Source organism: Streptomyces sp. NBC_00122 (assembly GCF_045160845.1).
Classification (GTDB): domain Bacteria; phylum Actinomycetota; class Actinomycetes; order Streptomycetales; family Streptomycetaceae; genus Streptomyces.
This window is the reverse complement of sequence record NZ_CP108191.1, coordinates 480,900-495,334: the sequence shown is the minus strand read 5'-3', so window position 1 is coordinate 495,334 and position 14,435 is coordinate 480,900. Positions and strand designations below refer to the sequence as shown.

The window sequence follows — 14,435 nt, the reverse complement described above, 5'->3', positions numbered from 1 at the left end:
AAATACCCCTCCACGGGCGTCGTATCGAAAGGCCGCGCCATCACGCGGTGGCTGCGTATGGAACGCTACGACCCACCAGATGTGTCGGCAATGTCATCCAACTTGCAGATACGGACATCGCGTGGAGGGCACTTGAGCACCGTCAAACGATTCGTCGTCGTCATCCTCTTCGACGGTGTCGACCTGCTGGACGTCACCGGCCCCCCGGAGGTGTTCTCCCTGCTGCAACGCGAGGTGGGCGACGCCGCGGGATACGAGGTCGTCCTCGCGGCCGAGACCCTGGGCCCCGTCACCACCTCGGCCGGGGTGCGCGTGCTCCCCGACACCACCTTCCAGGAGGTGTCCCGCAGGAGCATCGACACCCTCCTGGTGCCCGGCGCGGTCGAGGTCGACGGCCGTCGGCGCGTACACGCTGTTACCGATGCCGCAGTGGTCGACCGGGTGAGGACTCTCGCCGGCACCGCACGGCGCGTCGCATCCGTCTGCGTGGGGGCGCACATTCTCGCTGCCGCCGGGTTGCTGGACGGCAAGCGCGCCACGACCCACTGGTCGACGGCGCAGCAACTCGCCGCCGACCATCCCGAGGTCGAGGTCGACTCCGATCCGATCTTCATCCGCGACCACGACGTGTGGACCGGCGCGGGCATCAGCGCCTGCCTCGACCTGTCCCTCGCGCTCGTCGCCGAGGACTTCGGCGAGGGCGTCGCCCTCCGCGTCGCCCGGCAGCTCGTGATGTACCTCAAGCGGCCCGGCGGGCAGAGCCAGTTCAGCGTCCCGCTCGAACCCGTCTCGACGACGCGACGCATCGAGGACCTCCGCCACCACATCACGCGGAACATCGCCGAGCCGCTCACCGTCGCCGATCTCGCCGGGGAGGCCCATGTGAGCGAACGGCAGCTCACGAGGATCTTCAAGACCGAACTCGGCATGACCCCGGCCGCCTACATCGAATCGGCCCGCGTCGAAGTGGCACGCAACCAACTCGAATCCACCGATGCCACCCTGGAGCGCATCGCGTCCACCTGCGGCTTCAACACGACCGACACCCTCATCCGGGCGTTCCGCCGCAAGCTCGACACGACACCGACGGAATACCGCAACCGCTTCCGGACTCCCGTCTAAGCGGTCTCGGGGACGTGCCCCACTTCCCCGAGGCCGCTTAGCCCGCGCCTAGCCCAGGAGGCGGGGTCGAGACCCCGCGACGCCCGTGCCACCCGGGTGTGCGACCGGGACGGCGGTCCGGTGGGACGCGGGCCTCGTCCACAGGTTCCGGCGGACGGGACGGAGGTGTCGGCGGGTGCCGTTAGGCTTCGTGAATGGCCCTTCCGGACGCTTCCCCCGAGATCTCCGACGCTTTGCAGACGCTCCACCGCGTCTTCGGTTACAGCTCCTTCCGCGGCGAGCAGCAGGAGATCATCGAGCAGGTCGTCGGTGGCGGCGACGCCCTCGTGCTGATGCCGACCGGCGGTGGCAAGTCGCTCTGCTATCAGATCCCGGCGCTGGTCAGAGAGGGCACGGGCGTCGTGATCTCGCCGCTCATCGCGCTGATGCAGGACCAGGTGGACGCGCTCACCGCCCTCGGGGTGCGGGCCGGATTCCTCAATTCGACGCAGGACCCGTACGAGCGGCAGGCCGTCGAGCAGGCATTCCTCGCGGACGAGCTGGACCTGCTCTACCTGGCTCCCGAGCGGCTGCGCACCGAGGGCACACAGCGACTGCTCGACCGGGGCAAGGTGTCGCTCTTCGCGATCGACGAGGCGCACTGTGTCGCCCAGTGGGGTCACGACTTCCGGCCCGACTACCTCGCGCTGTCCATGCTGCACGAGCGCTGGCCGAAGGTGCCGCGGATCGCGCTGACCGCGACGGCCACCGAGGCCACCCACGCCGAGATCGCGGCGCGGCTCGGTCTGGGGGACGCCAGGCACTTCGTCGCCGGCTTCGACCGGCCGAACATCCAGTACCGCATCGTCGCGAAGGACAAGCCGCTGGGGCAGCTGCTGGAGCTGCTCCGGACCGAGCACGACGGGGACGCCGGAGTCGTCTACTGCCTCTCGCGGTCCTCGGTGGAGAAGACGGCGGCCTTCCTGGTGGAGCAGGGCATCGACGCCGTGCCGTACCACGCGGGGATGGACGCCCGCGTGCGTGCGGCGAACCAGGCGCGCTTCCTGCGGGAGGACGGGGTCGTGGTGGTGGCCACGATCGCCTTCGGCATGGGCATCGACAAGCCGGACGTACGGTTCGTGGCCCACCTCGACCTGCCGAAGTCGGTCGAGGGCTACTACCAGGAGACCGGTCGGGCCGGCCGCGACGGCGAGCCCGCCACGGCGTGGCTGGCGTACGGCCTGCAGGACGTCGTCCAGCAGCGCAAGCTCATCGACGGTTCCGAGGGCGACGAGGCCCACCGCCGCTCACTGGCGGTACACCTGGACGCCATGCTGGCGCTGTGCGAGACGGTCCATTGCCGCCGGGTGCGGCTGCTGGAGTACTTCGGGCAGTCGGGCGCGCCGTGCGGCAACTGCGACACCTGTCTGACTCCGGCCGAGACCTGGGACGGCACGGTCGCGGCACAGAAGCTGCTGTCGACGGTGTGGCGGCTGGCGAAGGAGCGGCGCCAGAAGTTCGGCGCCGGCCAGATCATCGACATCCTGCAGGGCAAGAAGACGGCCAAGGTCATCCAGTTCGACCACGACGCGCTCTCGGTGTTCGGCGTCGGGTCGGACCTGGGCACCACGGAGTGGCGAGGAGTCGTCCGGCAGCTGCTGGCGCTGGGGCTGCTGGCGGTGGAGGGCGACTACGGGACGCTCGTGCTGACGGACAACAGCGGCGAGGTGCTGGGCGGGCGCCGCAGCGTCCCGATGCGGAAGGAGAGGGCGGCCGTCGGCCAGCCCCGTAAGGCGTCCGGGTCGGGCTCCGGGAAGGGCGCCCGCGTGCCCGTCGACCTGCCGGCGGCTGTCGTACCTGTCTTCGAGGCCCTCCGTGCCTGGCGGGCCGCAACGGCCCGCGAGCAGGGAGTACCGGCGTACGTCGTCTTCCACGACGCGACGCTGCGGGAGATCGCGACGCGGCTTCCGGCCACGGTCGAGGAGCTGGGCACGATCGGCGGCGTCGGCGAGGCCAAGCTCACCAAGTACGCCGGGGGCGTGCTCGACACCCTGGCGGAGTGCGACGCCTCCGGAGCCGGCCACGCTTCCACCGCCCCCGCGCCCCCGGCCGAGTCCGTCCCCCCGTCCCCGGCCGTCCCGGCCCCTGCGGCGCCCGTCCCGGTGGCGCAGCCCGTGGCGCCGGATGCCGACGAGCCGCCGTTCGACCTGGACGAGATGGACCCGCCGTGGGACGACTGGCAGTAGCCGGTCGGGGGCGGACGGTCTCGGCTACGTCGGGGACGGAGGTGGGGGCGGGGGCGTACGGCTCACCGTCCTGCCCATCGCGGCCGCCGTCCGGGCGAACTTCACGGCATCGACGACGGCCGCACCACCGAGGTCGTTGTTGAAGTACACGTACACGTCCGCCTCGTCCGGCCACTGCTCGGCGATGCGTACGGCCCAGGACTTCAAGGCTTGCCGGCCGTAGTGCGGCGGCGGCTCGGCGATGCCGCCGTGGAACCGGACGTACCCCCATGACGCGGTCCGCCACAGCGGCGTCACCGGGCGGGACCACCTGTCCGCCCAGCACAGCGCGCTGCCGTGCCGCTCCAGCACCGCCCGCAGCTCCCGCTCCGCCTCCCACCACGAGGCGTGGCGCAGTTCGACCGCCACCCGGACCGTGCCGGGAAAGCAGCCGAGGCACGCGTCCAGCGCCCCGACGTCCTCCCGGAAGCCGGGTGGCAGCTGCAGCAGGACGGGGCCCATCCGGTCGCCGAGGCCTGCGGCGTGTTCCAGCAGCCGGTGCACCGGCTCCTCGGGGTCGTGCAGCCGCTTCAGATGGGTCAGGTAGCGGCTGGCCTTGACCGCCATGACGAACCCCTCGGGTGTCCGCTCCCGCCAGGACCCGAAGACCTCCGTCGTGGGAAGCCGGTAGAAGGCGTTGTTGTTCTCGACGGTGGTGAAATGCCGGGCGTACTCCTCCAGCCACAGCCGCTGCGGCTGCTCGGGCGGGTAGAGGACGCCGCGCCAGTCCTTGTACTGCCACCCCGAGGTTCCGACAAGCATGGGCATGCTCCGATCCCTGCCCGCCCGGGCGGGGCTCCCCGCCGACCCGTCGGCCGATTCCCCCGTCCAGTGGCAGGGCGCCCCCCGATCCGGCGGGACCTGGACGGCCTGCTCCGTCCTGACGCGTCAGTCAGGACGGGGCAGGCCGGTGCATCGGGCTCAGACGAGGTCGAACCTGTCGAGGTTCATCACCTTGTCCCACGCAGCCACGAAGTCATGCACGAACTTCTCTCCCGCGTCCTTGGACGCGTAGACCTCCGAGACGGCTCGGAGCTGGGAGTTCGAACCGAAGACGAGGTCGACCGCGGTGGCGGACCACTTGACCTCGCCCGTGGCGCGATCCCGGCCTTCGAAGACGTTCTCGGCCGAGGCCGACGCCTTCCACTCCGTACCCATGTCGAGCAGGTTGACGAAGAAGTCGTTGGTCAATGCCTCCGGCCGGTCGGTGAAGACACCGTGCGCGGACCGCCCGAAGCCGGTGTTCAGGGCCCGCATGCCGCCGGTCAGGACCGTCATCTCGGGTGCGGTCAGCGTCAACAGGTTGGCGCGGTCCAGCAGGAGGGTCTCCGGCGACAGCTTCTCTCCCGCCCGGAGGTAGTTGCGGAACCCGTCGGCCCGGGGTTCGAGTACGGCGAACGAGTCCACGTCGGTCTGCTCCTGCGAGGCGTCCGTGCGCCCCGGTGCGAACGGGACCGTGATGTCGTGCCCGGCGTTCTTCGCGGCCCGCTCGACGGCCGCGCACCCGCCTAGGACGATCAGATCGGCGAGCGAGACCTTCGTTCCACCGGTCTGCGAGGCGTTGAAGTCCTGCCGGATCTGCTCAAGGCCCTGCACCACCTCGGCCACCTCGGGCAGGTCGTTGACCTCCCAGTCCTTCTGCGGCGCGAGTCGGATCCGTGCCCCGTTGGCCCCGCCCCGCTTGTCGGTGCCGCGGAAGCTCGCCGCCGACGCCCAGGCGGTGGTGGCCAGTTGGGAGACGGACAGCCCCGAGTCGAGGATCCGGGCCTTCAGGCCGGTGATCTCCGCGTCCCCGACCAGTCCGTGATCGACCTCGGGGACGGGGTCCTGCCACAGCTGCGGCGCGGGAATCCACGGGCCGAGGTAACGCGAGAGGGGCCCCATGTCACGGTGCAACAGCTTGTACCAGGCCTTGGCGAACGCCTCCGCGAGCTTGGCCGGGTTCTCGTGGAAGCTCTTCGAGATCGGCGCGTAGACCGGGTCCAGCTTCAGCGAGAGGTCCGTCGTCAGCATCATGGGAGCGTGCCGCTTCGACGGGTCGTGCGCATCGGGCACCGTGCCCTGGGCCGAGGGATCCTTGGGGGTCCACTGGTGCGCACCGGCCGGGCTCGCCGTCAGCTCCCAGTCGTACCGGAACAGGTTGTCCAGGTAGCCGTTGTCCCACTTCGTCGGCTCGGTGGTCCATGCGCCTTCGAGCCCACTGGTGAGCGTGTCGACGCCCATGCCGCTGCCGTACGAGTTCTTCCATCCGAGGCCCTGCTGCTCGATCGGGCCGGCCTCGGGCTCCGGACCGATGTATTCGGGATCGACCGCGCCGTGGCACTTGCCGAACGTGTGGCCACCGACGATAAGCGCGACCGTCTCCTCGTCATTCATCGCCATACGGCCGAACGTCTCGCGAATGTCCTTGGCGGCGGCGATCGGATCCGGATTTCCGTTGGGTCCTTGCGGGTTGACGTAGATCAGCCCCATCTGCACCGCACCGAAAGGACCGGAGAGTTCCCGGTTGCCGCTGTAGCGCTCATCTCCGAGCCACGTGTCCTCGGGCCCCCAGAAGATTTCGTCTGGCTCCCAGATGTCCTCTCGCCCGAAGCCGAACCCGAACGTCTTGAACCCCATCGATTCCATGGCGCAGTTGCCGGCGAATACCAGAAGGTCGGCCCATGAGATCTTCTGGCCGTACTTCTGCTTGACCGGCCAGAGCAGTCGGCGCGCCTTGTCGAGGCTCGCGTTGTCCGGCCAGCTGTTGAGGGGTGCAAAGCGCTGGGCGCCGGAGCCGCCACCGCCACGGCCGTCGGCGATGCGATACGTACCCGCGGCATGCCAGCTCATACGGATGAAGAGCGGCCCGTAGTGGCCGTAGTCGGCAGGCCACCAGTCCTGCGACGTCGTCATCACCTCGAAGACGTCCCGCTTCAGCGCGTCGACGTCCAGGGCCGCGAACGCCTCCGCGTAGTTGAAGTCATCACCCATCGGATTGGACCGAGGCGAATGCTGGTGGAGAACCTGGAGTTCCAGCTGATTCGGCCACCAGTCCCGGTTCGTCCTGGGGGCGGTCGGCGCAGGGGCCGGGGAGGGGATTGCTGGGTTCTCGCTTTCGCTGCCGGACACGTCCGTCCTTCTTCCTGTCTCGGTGTTTCCGTCTGCTGGCTGTTTGCTCTTGACGCTGTCTGCTTTTCCGATTCGAGTACTGCGATCCGCGCCCGTGGCGCGCCATGGCGGCGTCCGTATGGTCGCGCACCGCGGACCGCGCGGCCACGAGAACACGCAGGGCGCCGTCGCCTAACAAGCAGTCGGAATTCCTCCGAGACATATGGCGCTGCCGCCCGGAAGACCGCCTCCGCCGCTTCCCGTCAGAAGCCGAACCCGTGCCGGTAGACTTCTTCCATCCCGCCGAGCCTGAACAGGTGAACCGAAAATGAGTGACCTGCTGCAGCGACTGCGAGGGCGTGGCTGGCGCATGACATCCCAGCGGCGTGTCGTCGCGGAGGTCCTCGACGGCGAGCACGTGCACCTGACGGCCGACGAGGTGCACGCCCGCGCGGCACGGCGACTGCCCGAGATCTCCCGGGCGACCGTCTACAACACCCTGGGTGAACTCGTGCTGCTCGGTGAGGTCGTGGAGGTCTGCGCCCACGGCCGCGCGAAGCGCTACGACCCCAACGCGCACCACCCGCACCAGCACCTGGTGTGCTCCGGCTGCGGCATCATCCGCGACGTCCACCCGGTCGGCGACGTGCTGGCGGGTCTCCCGGCGCAGGAGCGGTTCGGCTTCACGGTGTCCGGGGCCGAGGTCGTCTACCGCGGGCTCTGCCCCTCCTGCGTGCAGGTCCGGCCGCACGGGTGACCCCGGGGCACCGCGGAGCGGGGCGGTGCGGGCGGCGGCCATCTGGCTGGGAATTCGGTGACCTGCGGGCGTGGCGGAGCACGGCCGGGTAGGCGACCTCCATGAACACACAGATCAGGTCCATGAAGACGGGCCCGGCCGGGGCTCTCGAGACGGCGTCCGCCGGGTGGCTGAGAAGCGTGGACCACATCGAACGGACCACCATCGTGGATCCGGCGGTTCGTGTTCTCCAGCGGGCCATCCGGGCTCTTCCACTGGGCGGGGCACGCGACATCCTGCGGGGCAGGCCCTTGGGGCATCCGCTGCATCCCGTACTGGTGCAGGTGCCGGTCGGCTGCCTGCTGTCGGCCGGGGTGATGGACGTCGTGCCCGGCGGGCAGCCCGCGGTCTCGACGCTCACGGCCGTCGGACTGGCGGGAGCCGGTCCGGCGGCCGTGGCCGGCTGGCTCGACTGGGCGGATCTGCCGCCGCGCGAGGCCCGGGTCGGATTGGCCCACGCGGTGTCGAACGTGGCCGTGATCGCCTGTTACGTCCTGTCCCTCAAGGCGAGGATGCGAGGCCACACGGTCAAGGGCCGGGGCTGGTCCCTCGCCGGGCTGACGGCGGTCGCCGTGAGTGGCGCGCTGGGCGGACACGTCGCCTACCGGCGGGCCGTCGGCGCGGATGCCGTGCCGTAGGCGCGGAGCGCAGCCACGTCCGGGCAGCCGAGACGCCGTCCGCGGCATCGATCTGCGCAAGTCCCGCAGCGTGTAGGTCCGTCACCGAGCCGGGCGCCCTCTTCCACGAACACCGGCACGGTGTCACGGGCCCACAGGTCGTCGACCGCCAAGGGGATGACCTCGACCTCGGAGCCGCACGCCTTCTGGGCCGCCGCCTGCTGATCGGGAGCCCTTCGCCGAACAGTACGGTGTCAACCGGATCCAGGCCTCGTTCGTGGGCGAGGGCGGCTCGCTGGAGACCGACGGTCAGGGAACGCTGCTGGCCACGGTCAGCTCGCTGGCCAACAGCAACCGCAACCCGGGCAGGACCCAGGACCAGGTCGAACAGGCGATGAAGACGGCGCTCGGCATCGGCAAGGTGATCGGGGTACCGGGCCTGGCCGGTCAGGACATCACCGACTGCCACATCGACTGCCTCGCCCGGTTCACCGCGCCCGGACAGGTCATCCTCGACAAGCCCGGGTCGCGGTCTACGAAGAGACCAAGCGGGCCCTGCAGAGCGCCACCGACACCCAGGGCCGCCGGCTGGCCATCACCGAACTGCCCGGCCCGGACCGCCGCTACATCCGCGGGCGCGGCAAGGACTTCCTGTCCAGCCACACCAACTACTACACCGTGAACGGCGCCGTCATCGCCCCCCCAGTTCGGCGAGAGCGTCGCCGACGGCGACGCCTACAGCATCCTGCGGGCCGCGTACCCCGGCCGGAGCGTCGTCCAGCTCAACATCGACAACATCGCCGGCGGTGGCGGCGGCATCCACTGCGGCACCCAGTCGCAGCCGGTCGTGCCTCCCGCTGCCTGATCCCGCGCGGGCACGCGGGGGGGCGTGCCCGCGCGGGCGTACACCGCGACGTCCCGCCCACCGTTTCACCCCTGTGGAGGCATGCGCCGACGGCGGCTAGGGTGAGGTGAGGAGGCTGGGGGAGAGCCAGGAGCCGTGATGCGCGGACCCCGTCCTGAGCCGCCCGACAGTGTTGAGGACCTTCTGGTCGCACTCGGACAGCTCGTCGATCAGGCCCTGGAACGGATCGAGTACCAGCGGGCCAGGGTCGAGCTGGCCATGGCTCTGCAGCGCCACATGCTCCCGCCCGGGCTGCCGAAGCTGCCCGGGTTGCGTCTGGCCGCCAGGTACGCGCCGTCACGAGGCGGTCTGGACGTGGGCGGCGACTGGTACGACGCCTTCGTCATGCACGACGGGTCACTGGGGCTCACGGTCGGCGATGTACAGGGCCATGACGTGGAGGCCATCGCCTTCATGGGGCAGGTGCGTACCAGCCTGCGTGCCCTCGCACAGACGACGAGCGACACCCGCGAGGTGCTGGGCCGCGCCAACGATCTGCTGATCGCCATGGGGTGCGGCCTCTTCGCGACGTGCTGTTTCCTTCGTTTCGATCCGGTCAGTCGCGATCTGACGGACTCCAGGGCCGGCCACGTCCCGATGGTCTGGGCCACCGCCAGCGGCCGCTACGGCATAGCACTCGACCGCGGAGGGCCGCCGCTCGGCATCATGCCGGGTGAGCGGTATCCGGTGACCCACCGGCGTCTGACAGAGGCAGGGGTTCTCGTGCTGCTCACCGACGGAGTGGTGGAGGGCCCGCACTACACGATGGAGGCCGGTCTGGCCGAAGTGGTCAAACTGGTGCGCGCGGGGTTCGACGCCGATCCCGACGTGCTGGCCTCCGCCGTCGTCAAAGTGGCCGACCTGACGGGACACCGCGACGATGCCGCGGTCCTCGTCGTCCGCTACGACGGTCCGCAGGAGCCGGCCTGACCGATGAGCGTGGCCGCCGTCGTCGCCGTTGCCGCGGTCGCCGGTGGCGGGATCTGAGCGCAGACTGCTGTCGTGCGCAGCGCAACGATCGGTCGTCACGGGTCCACCGCTCTGCGCATTCTCGCCGTCGCCGCCGTCTACTACGGGGCCGCCCGGGTCGGCCTTCTTCAGCAGCTGGTGCGTGACCAGGTCACGCCCCTGTGGCCGCCGACCGGCGTCGCGCTGGCCGCGCTCCTGATACTGGGGCTGCGCGTCTGGCCGGGCATCGCACTGGGCGCGTTCCTGGCCAATGTGTTCCTCGGGCCGTCGTTGATCTCCGTAATTGCCATCGCGGTGGGCAATACCCTGGCGCCGGTCTGCGCCTGCCTGATGCTGCGCAGCGCCGGGTTCAGGAACGAGCTGGACCGCCTGCGCGACGTACTGGCGCTGGTCTTCCTCGGCGCGCTCGCCGGTATGTTGATCAGTTCAACCATCGGCAGCGGCGTGCTGGTCCTCTCCGGAGCACTGGATGCGGGCGAATTCTGGCCGACGTGGTCGGTGTGGTGGACCGGTGACGCGATGGGAATCCTTGTCGTCACACCCTTCCTGCTCGTGCTGCGCAAGGCGCGGTGGCCGTCGCGGGCCGGACCCGGCCGGTGGCTCGAGGCGGTGGCGCTGGCGCTCGGTACGGTTTTCGTCACGCTCTTGGTGACGCACACGCCTGATTCGAACCTGCTCTTCCTCATCTCGCCGTTCTTGATCTGGGCGGGCTTCCGCTTCCGGCTGCCCGGCGCGGCGCCGTGCGCGCTCGTGGTGTCGACGCTGGCGATTCTGGCGGCCGCCGGCGACAGGGGCCCGTTCGTCGGCAAGGACGTCTTCGCCAACATGGTCACGCTCCAGGCCTTCAACGGCACGACGGCGCTGACGGCTCTCCTCATCGCGGCCGTCATCACCGAACGCGACAGAACGCATGAGAAGCTCACACGGGTCTGCGCGCGGCTTTCGGAGATGGTGGCCCGGATGGAGCCGCGGCCCGAGCCGGACGAGTATCCGCCCGAGAACTATCCGCCGCCGTGACGCCCCGGTGGGGCACTTCCGGCGGTTGACGCCGGGTGCGCCTTGGCAAGGGAGCAGACGCCGTCCACGCACTGGCGCTCCAGACGGCCGCGAGAGACGGTCTGGGCCAGGCCGACCATCCAGCAGGTGGGGCAGCCGCGGAAGGCGATCAAGGCCAACGGGGCCGCCAGCAGGGTGGCCGGGCCGGCGACGGGCACCAGGGCGATCGAGCCGATGATCAGCCCGAAGCCGATGGCGCCGCGCGCCAGGTGGCGCGGGACGGACCGGCTGGCGAAATTCATCTCGGGCGCCCCCCGAGGGGGCTTCGTGGTGTTCATGGCCGTGCGTCTTCTCCCGCTGGTTGGTCGATGGCTCGGTCGGGCACCCGGTCGGTCACTGCCAGTGAGTGACGCAGTGCCGCGCGTGCCCTGTGCAGCCGGGACTTCATCGCAGCGCTGCTCAGACCGAGCGAATGGGCGACGGTCTTGCCGGGCAGGCCCTGCATGTCCCGCATGATCAGGACCTGCCGCTGGTCACGGGGAAGGGCGCTGACGGCAGCCGAGATCCGCTCCACCTCCAGCCTGTGGAGCACCGCGTCCTCGGCGGACCTTTCCGCGGACGTCTCCGGTCCGGCCGACGCCTCGTCCCTCCGCGAGACGAGTAGCCGTACCTGCCGGAGGCATTCGTTGCGCACGATCCGGAACATCCACGAGGCGAGCGCGCCGGTGGCCCGCAAGGTGCCGATCTTCCGGTAAAGGGTGATCAGCGCCTCCTGCGCCGCGTCCTCCGCGTCGTGCGGCGAGGCGCACAGCGACATGGCGAACTTGCGCACATGAGGCTGCGATGCCATGACGACGGTGGCGAGCGAAGTGGCGTCGCCGTCCTGGGCGGCCTTGATCAGCCGGTCGTCCGGCCAGGGGGATCGTTGTTTCATCTGCTACTCATATCCGTAAGGCCTCCTGCGCGGCGCTGGTCAGCTTCGGCTCTTGTACCGCCGCATCAGGTGCCAGCTGCACGCGCCCACGAGCAGGGCTCCGATCACCATGAGACCAGTGACCATCATTGGCGTTTCCTCCCGGTTCTGCCGGCCCGGTCCGGCCGGTACGCACATAAGAGGCGGCGCGGCCCGGAAAGGATTCACCTCCGGCGAGATGGCCGGCGCTTGCGTGAGGAATCCGGCGGTACGAGCCGGTCGCGGGGTCCGGGCCGGTGGCGATCACCGCCCGTTCAGCAGCTGGGTGGTGGCCAGTTCGCGGTAGAGGGCGTCCGCTTCGAGGAGTTCGCAGTGGGTGCCCACCGCCCGTACGCGGCCGGCCTCCATCACGACGATGCGGTCGGCCGTGGTGACCGTGGACAGGCGGTGGGCGACGACGAGGACGGTGATGCGACCGGCGATGTCGGTGATGGTGTCGCGCAGTGCCGCCTCGTTGGCCGCGTCGAGCTGCGAGGTGGCTTCGTCCAGTAGCAGCAGTCTCGGGCGGCGCAGCAGGGCCCGGGCGATCGCGACGCGCTGGCGCTCGCCGCCCGAGAGGCTGCTGCCGCGGTGGCCGACGTCGGTGTCGAGGCCACGGGGCAGACGGTCCGTCACCGAGTCGAGGCGGACAAGGCGCAGGGCGCGGCGGAGTTCTTCCTCCGTGGCATCGACCGCGCCCAGCGTCAGGTTCTCGCGCAGGGTGCCGGCGAGGACGGGCGTGTCCTGTTCTACGTATCCGATGGCTGCGCGGAGTTCGGCCAGGGGCCATTGCCGCACGTCCTTCCCGTCCAGCAGTACGTGGCCGGCGTCCGGATCGTAGAAGCGTTCGATGAGGGAGAAGACCGTGGTCTTGCCCGTGCCGGACGGCCCGACGAACGCGGTCAGGCCTCCGCCGGGAACGGTGAAGGAGACACGGTGGTGGACCTGGGGCAGCCCGGGGCGGTAGGCGAAGCGGACATCGCGGAAGGCCACGCGGGCGGGCAGCGGATCCGCTTTCGGCCGGCTCGTACTGCCCTCGCTTCCGTAGTGCGTGTCCTCGACCTCCAGACTCTCGACCTCCCGGATCCGGGAGGCGGCGGCCGAACCGATCTGGAACTGGCCGACGCCTTCGACCAACTGGCCGATCCGGGGTGCGAGCGCGAAGAGGTAGAGGAGAAACGCGACCAGGGTGGAGACGTCGATGGCGCCGGAGGAGACGCGCGCGCCCCCCACCCCCAGCACGACCAGGAAGCAGACCTGCACGACGACCGCCGACAGGGTCGCGGACACCGCTTCCCAGGCGGCGGCCCGGACGCCGGTACGCCGGGCGTGCTCGGCCGCCCGGTACAGCGCCTCCGCCTCCTGGTGTTCGGCACCCGACGCCTTGATCGTACGGAAGGCGCCCAGGGCTCGTTCCAGTGCGGCGCCCATGCGGCCGACCGCCTCCTGCGTGTGCCGGGTCGCCCGGCCGATCCGCGGAGCCACGACGGCGACGACGATGCCGACGAACGCGACCACGCCGAGCGTGACGCCGAGCAGCACGGCGTCGAGCAGGCCCATCAGGACCACCGTCGCGAGGGTGATCAGGGTGCCGGTGACCGCGGCCGACACCGCCTGAGGAACGCTTTGCCGCAGCAGCGCCGTGTCGGAGGTGACGCGGGAGATCAGGTCTCCCGGTTCGGTGCGCTCCACCACCGGTACGCGTAGTGCCAGCAGACGGTCGGTCAGCCGGCGCCGGGCGGTGCAGACGAGGGACTCCGCGGACCGGTCCAGCACGTAGTGCCCGAGGCCGACGAGGATCCCTCCCGCCGCCACCAGCACGCTGAGGGCGATCACCGGGCCGTACGCCGGGCCTCCCCGGCCCATGTCGTCCATCACCTGTTTGGCCGCCATGGGCTGGGCCAGGCCCATCACGCTGCCGAGCAGACCCAGCAGGACACCCGCCGTCATGCGGTGGCGCTGCGGTCGGAGGTGCCCGATGAGGGCGCGCGACGCAGGGGTCACGGGCTCACTCCACTGCGAAGAAGCGCTGGAAGTATCCGGCCGGCGTGCCCTCGCCGACAGGTTTGCCCTCGGCTTCCACCCAGGCGTGCGCGGCGAACGGCGGACGGGTGCGTACCCCCACGCACCAAGTGGGCCACTGGCCGAGGCAGCGGCACAGCAGCGTCGTCGCCAGCGACCGCGGCAGGCAGCCCTTGTGTCCGCCCGCGGCCAGGCTCACGGCGAGCACCGTCTCCCGGGCTGCTTCCGCCTCGGCCCACGTGGCGGGCCGGGCTCCGCGGCGCAGCAGGGTCAGTACGGCCCGGATCCGCTGGGGCGGAAGGGTGGCCAGCACATGGGCGCAGCCGATCACGATGCGCGCCCCGAGGCGGCGGGGCAGGGGGACGGAGCGAGGGTTGTAGGGAACGGCTTCCGGGGTCGACATCTGCGTATCCCTTCTCCGGGGCGGCCGGCGACCGGGTCCGGTTACGGCGTGATGAGCCCTGCGGAGCGGAGGTCCTCGACGATGCCCGCGACGTCCTGCGCGGCCACTTCGGTGTCCACGTCCTCGTACCGTTCGACGAGGGCCGCCGCCGCCCGTTCGGCGCTGTTGCCGTCCAGGAGTTCACGGAGAACGACGGCCGCCGTGGGGTTCAGGGTCCAGTACTCGGCGCTCTTCTGATCGAGCAGGGCCATGCCGTACTCGGTCTCGGTCAGCAGCACCCCGGGCTTCAACGTGCACATC

General features: G+C 70.4%; 13 protein-coding genes and 3 pseudogenes. 8 read left to right on the top strand and 8 right to left on the bottom strand.

Features of this window, described 5'->3' with window-relative positions:
• Positions 1-132 precede the first annotated feature (132 nt).
• Complete coding sequence (locus OG737_RS02325) at positions 133-1,122, top strand: DJ-1/PfpI family protein (protein WP_328924447.1); 990 nt, start codon at positions 133-135, stop codon at positions 1,120-1,122.
• Positions 1,123-1,316: 194 nt separating this feature from the next.
• Positions 1,317-3,347 (top strand): DNA helicase RecQ, encoded by a 2,031-nt coding sequence (gene recQ, locus OG737_RS02320; RefSeq protein ID WP_328924446.1) that lies wholly within the window; start codon positions 1,317-1,319, stop codon positions 3,345-3,347.
• Between the two features lie 24 nt (positions 3,348-3,371).
• On the opposite strand, the gene OG737_RS02315 is transcribed toward recQ, so the two are convergent.
• On the bottom strand, positions 3,372-4,154 hold the full coding sequence (locus OG737_RS02315) for a DUF72 domain-containing protein (RefSeq protein ID WP_328924445.1): 783 nt from the start codon (positions 4,152-4,154) through the stop codon (positions 3,372-3,374).
• A 153-nt stretch (positions 4,155-4,307) separates the two neighbouring features.
• The gene (katG, locus tag OG737_RS02310; protein ID WP_328924444.1) at positions 4,308-6,497 is read right to left on the bottom strand and encodes a catalase/peroxidase HPI; all 2,190 of its coding nucleotides are present in this window, start codon (positions 6,495-6,497) and stop codon (positions 4,308-4,310) included.
• A 307-nt stretch (positions 6,498-6,804) separates the two neighbouring features.
• Here katG and OG737_RS02305 point away from each other — a divergent pair, with 307 nt between their 5' ends.
• Both OG737_RS02305 and OG737_RS02300 read left to right on the top strand, forming a co-directional pair.
• Complete coding sequence (locus tag OG737_RS02305; protein ID WP_328924443.1) at positions 6,805-7,233, top strand: Fur family transcriptional regulator; 429 nt, start codon at positions 6,805-6,807, stop codon at positions 7,231-7,233.
• A 101-nt stretch (positions 7,234-7,334) separates the two neighbouring features.
• Positions 7,335-7,910 (top strand): DUF2231 domain-containing protein, encoded by a 576-nt coding sequence (locus OG737_RS02300; RefSeq protein ID WP_328924442.1) that lies wholly within the window; start codon positions 7,335-7,337, stop codon positions 7,908-7,910.
• A gap of 86 nt (positions 7,911-7,996) precedes the next feature.
• Here the strand turns inward: OG737_RS02300 and OG737_RS02295 are convergent.
• Positions 7,997-8,119 (bottom strand): annotated as a pseudogene (locus OG737_RS02295) (agmatine deiminase family protein); the annotation flags it as partial.
• 47 nt (positions 8,120-8,166) lie between these two features.
• Between OG737_RS02295 and OG737_RS02290 the strand changes: the two are divergent.
• The 4 genes and pseudogenes from OG737_RS02290 to OG737_RS02275 all read left to right on the top strand — a co-directional run.
• Positions 8,167-8,537: pseudogene (locus OG737_RS02290) on the top strand (agmatine deiminase family protein); the annotation flags it as partial.
• A gap of 73 nt (positions 8,538-8,610) precedes the next feature.
• Positions 8,611-8,754 (top strand): annotated as a pseudogene (locus tag OG737_RS02285) (agmatine deiminase family protein); the annotation flags it as partial.
• Positions 8,755-8,892: 138 nt separating this feature from the next.
• The gene (locus tag OG737_RS02280; RefSeq protein ID WP_328924440.1) at positions 8,893-9,723 is read left to right on the top strand and encodes a PP2C family protein-serine/threonine phosphatase; all 831 of its coding nucleotides are present in this window, start codon (positions 8,893-8,895) and stop codon (positions 9,721-9,723) included.
• A gap of 72 nt (positions 9,724-9,795) precedes the next feature.
• Positions 9,796-10,779 (top strand): MASE1 domain-containing protein, encoded by a 984-nt coding sequence (locus OG737_RS02275; RefSeq protein ID WP_328924439.1) that lies wholly within the window; start codon positions 9,796-9,798, stop codon positions 10,777-10,779.
• On the opposite strand, the gene OG737_RS02270 is transcribed toward OG737_RS02275, so the two are convergent.
• The 5 genes from OG737_RS02270 to OG737_RS02250 form a co-directional block, all read right to left on the bottom strand.
• The gene (locus OG737_RS02270; protein WP_328924438.1) at positions 10,764-11,096 is read right to left on the bottom strand and encodes a hypothetical protein; all 333 of its coding nucleotides are present in this window, start codon (positions 11,094-11,096) and stop codon (positions 10,764-10,766) included. The genes OG737_RS02275 and OG737_RS02270 overlap by 16 nt on opposite strands.
• A complete protein-coding gene (locus OG737_RS02265) occupies positions 11,093-11,692 on the bottom strand; it encodes an RNA polymerase sigma factor (protein WP_328924437.1) in 600 nt (199 codons plus the stop codon). The genes OG737_RS02270 and OG737_RS02265 overlap by 4 nt, the downstream gene beginning before the upstream one ends.
• A gap of 282 nt (positions 11,693-11,974) precedes the next feature.
• Positions 11,975-13,660 (bottom strand): ABC transporter ATP-binding protein, encoded by a 1,686-nt coding sequence (locus OG737_RS02260; protein WP_328930185.1) that lies wholly within the window; start codon positions 13,658-13,660, stop codon positions 11,975-11,977.
• 58 nt (positions 13,661-13,718) lie between these two features.
• A complete protein-coding gene (locus OG737_RS02255; RefSeq protein WP_328924436.1) occupies positions 13,719-14,135 on the bottom strand; it encodes a lasso peptide biosynthesis B2 protein in 417 nt (138 codons plus the stop codon).
• Positions 14,136-14,176: 41 nt separating this feature from the next.
• Positions 14,177-14,434, bottom strand: a complete 258-nt coding sequence (locus tag OG737_RS02250) for a lasso peptide biosynthesis PqqD family chaperone (protein ID WP_328924435.1) — start codon at positions 14,432-14,434, stop codon at positions 14,177-14,179.
• Between the last annotated feature and the right edge of the window lies 1 nt (position 14,435).

What these genes read in the sequence shown, in the direction of transcription:
- recQ (WP_328924446.1), top strand. Translation starts at nt 1,317, where the DNA reads ATGGCCCTTCCGGACGCTTCCCCCGAGATCTCCGACGCTTTGCAGACG.
- OG737_RS02315 (WP_328924445.1), bottom strand. Translation starts at nt 4,154, where the DNA reads ATGCCCATGCTTGTCGGAACCTCGGGGTGGCAGTACAAGGACTGGCGC.
- OG737_RS02305 (WP_328924443.1), top strand. Translation starts at nt 6,805, where the DNA reads ATGAGTGACCTGCTGCAGCGACTGCGAGGGCGTGGCTGGCGCATGACA.
- OG737_RS02300 (WP_328924442.1), top strand. Translation starts at nt 7,335, where the DNA reads ATGAACACACAGATCAGGTCCATGAAGACGGGCCCGGCCGGGGCTCTC.
- OG737_RS02280 (WP_328924440.1), top strand. Translation starts at nt 8,893, where the DNA reads ATGCGCGGACCCCGTCCTGAGCCGCCCGACAGTGTTGAGGACCTTCTG.
- OG737_RS02270 (WP_328924438.1), bottom strand. Translation starts at nt 11,096, where the DNA reads ATGAACACCACGAAGCCCCCTCGGGGGGCGCCCGAGATGAATTTCGCC.
- OG737_RS02265 (WP_328924437.1), bottom strand. Translation starts at nt 11,692, where the DNA reads ATGAAACAACGATCCCCCTGGCCGGACGACCGGCTGATCAAGGCCGCC.
- OG737_RS02260 (WP_328930185.1), bottom strand. Translation starts at nt 13,660, where the DNA reads ATGACGGCGGGTGTCCTGCTGGGTCTGCTCGGCAGCGTGATGGGCCTG.
- OG737_RS02255 (WP_328924436.1), bottom strand. Translation starts at nt 14,135, where the DNA reads ATGTCGACCCCGGAAGCCGTTCCCTACAACCCTCGCTCCGTCCCCCTG.
- OG737_RS02250 (WP_328924435.1), bottom strand. Translation starts at nt 14,434, where the DNA reads ATGTGCACGTTGAAGCCCGGGGTGCTGCTGACCGAGACCGAGTACGGC.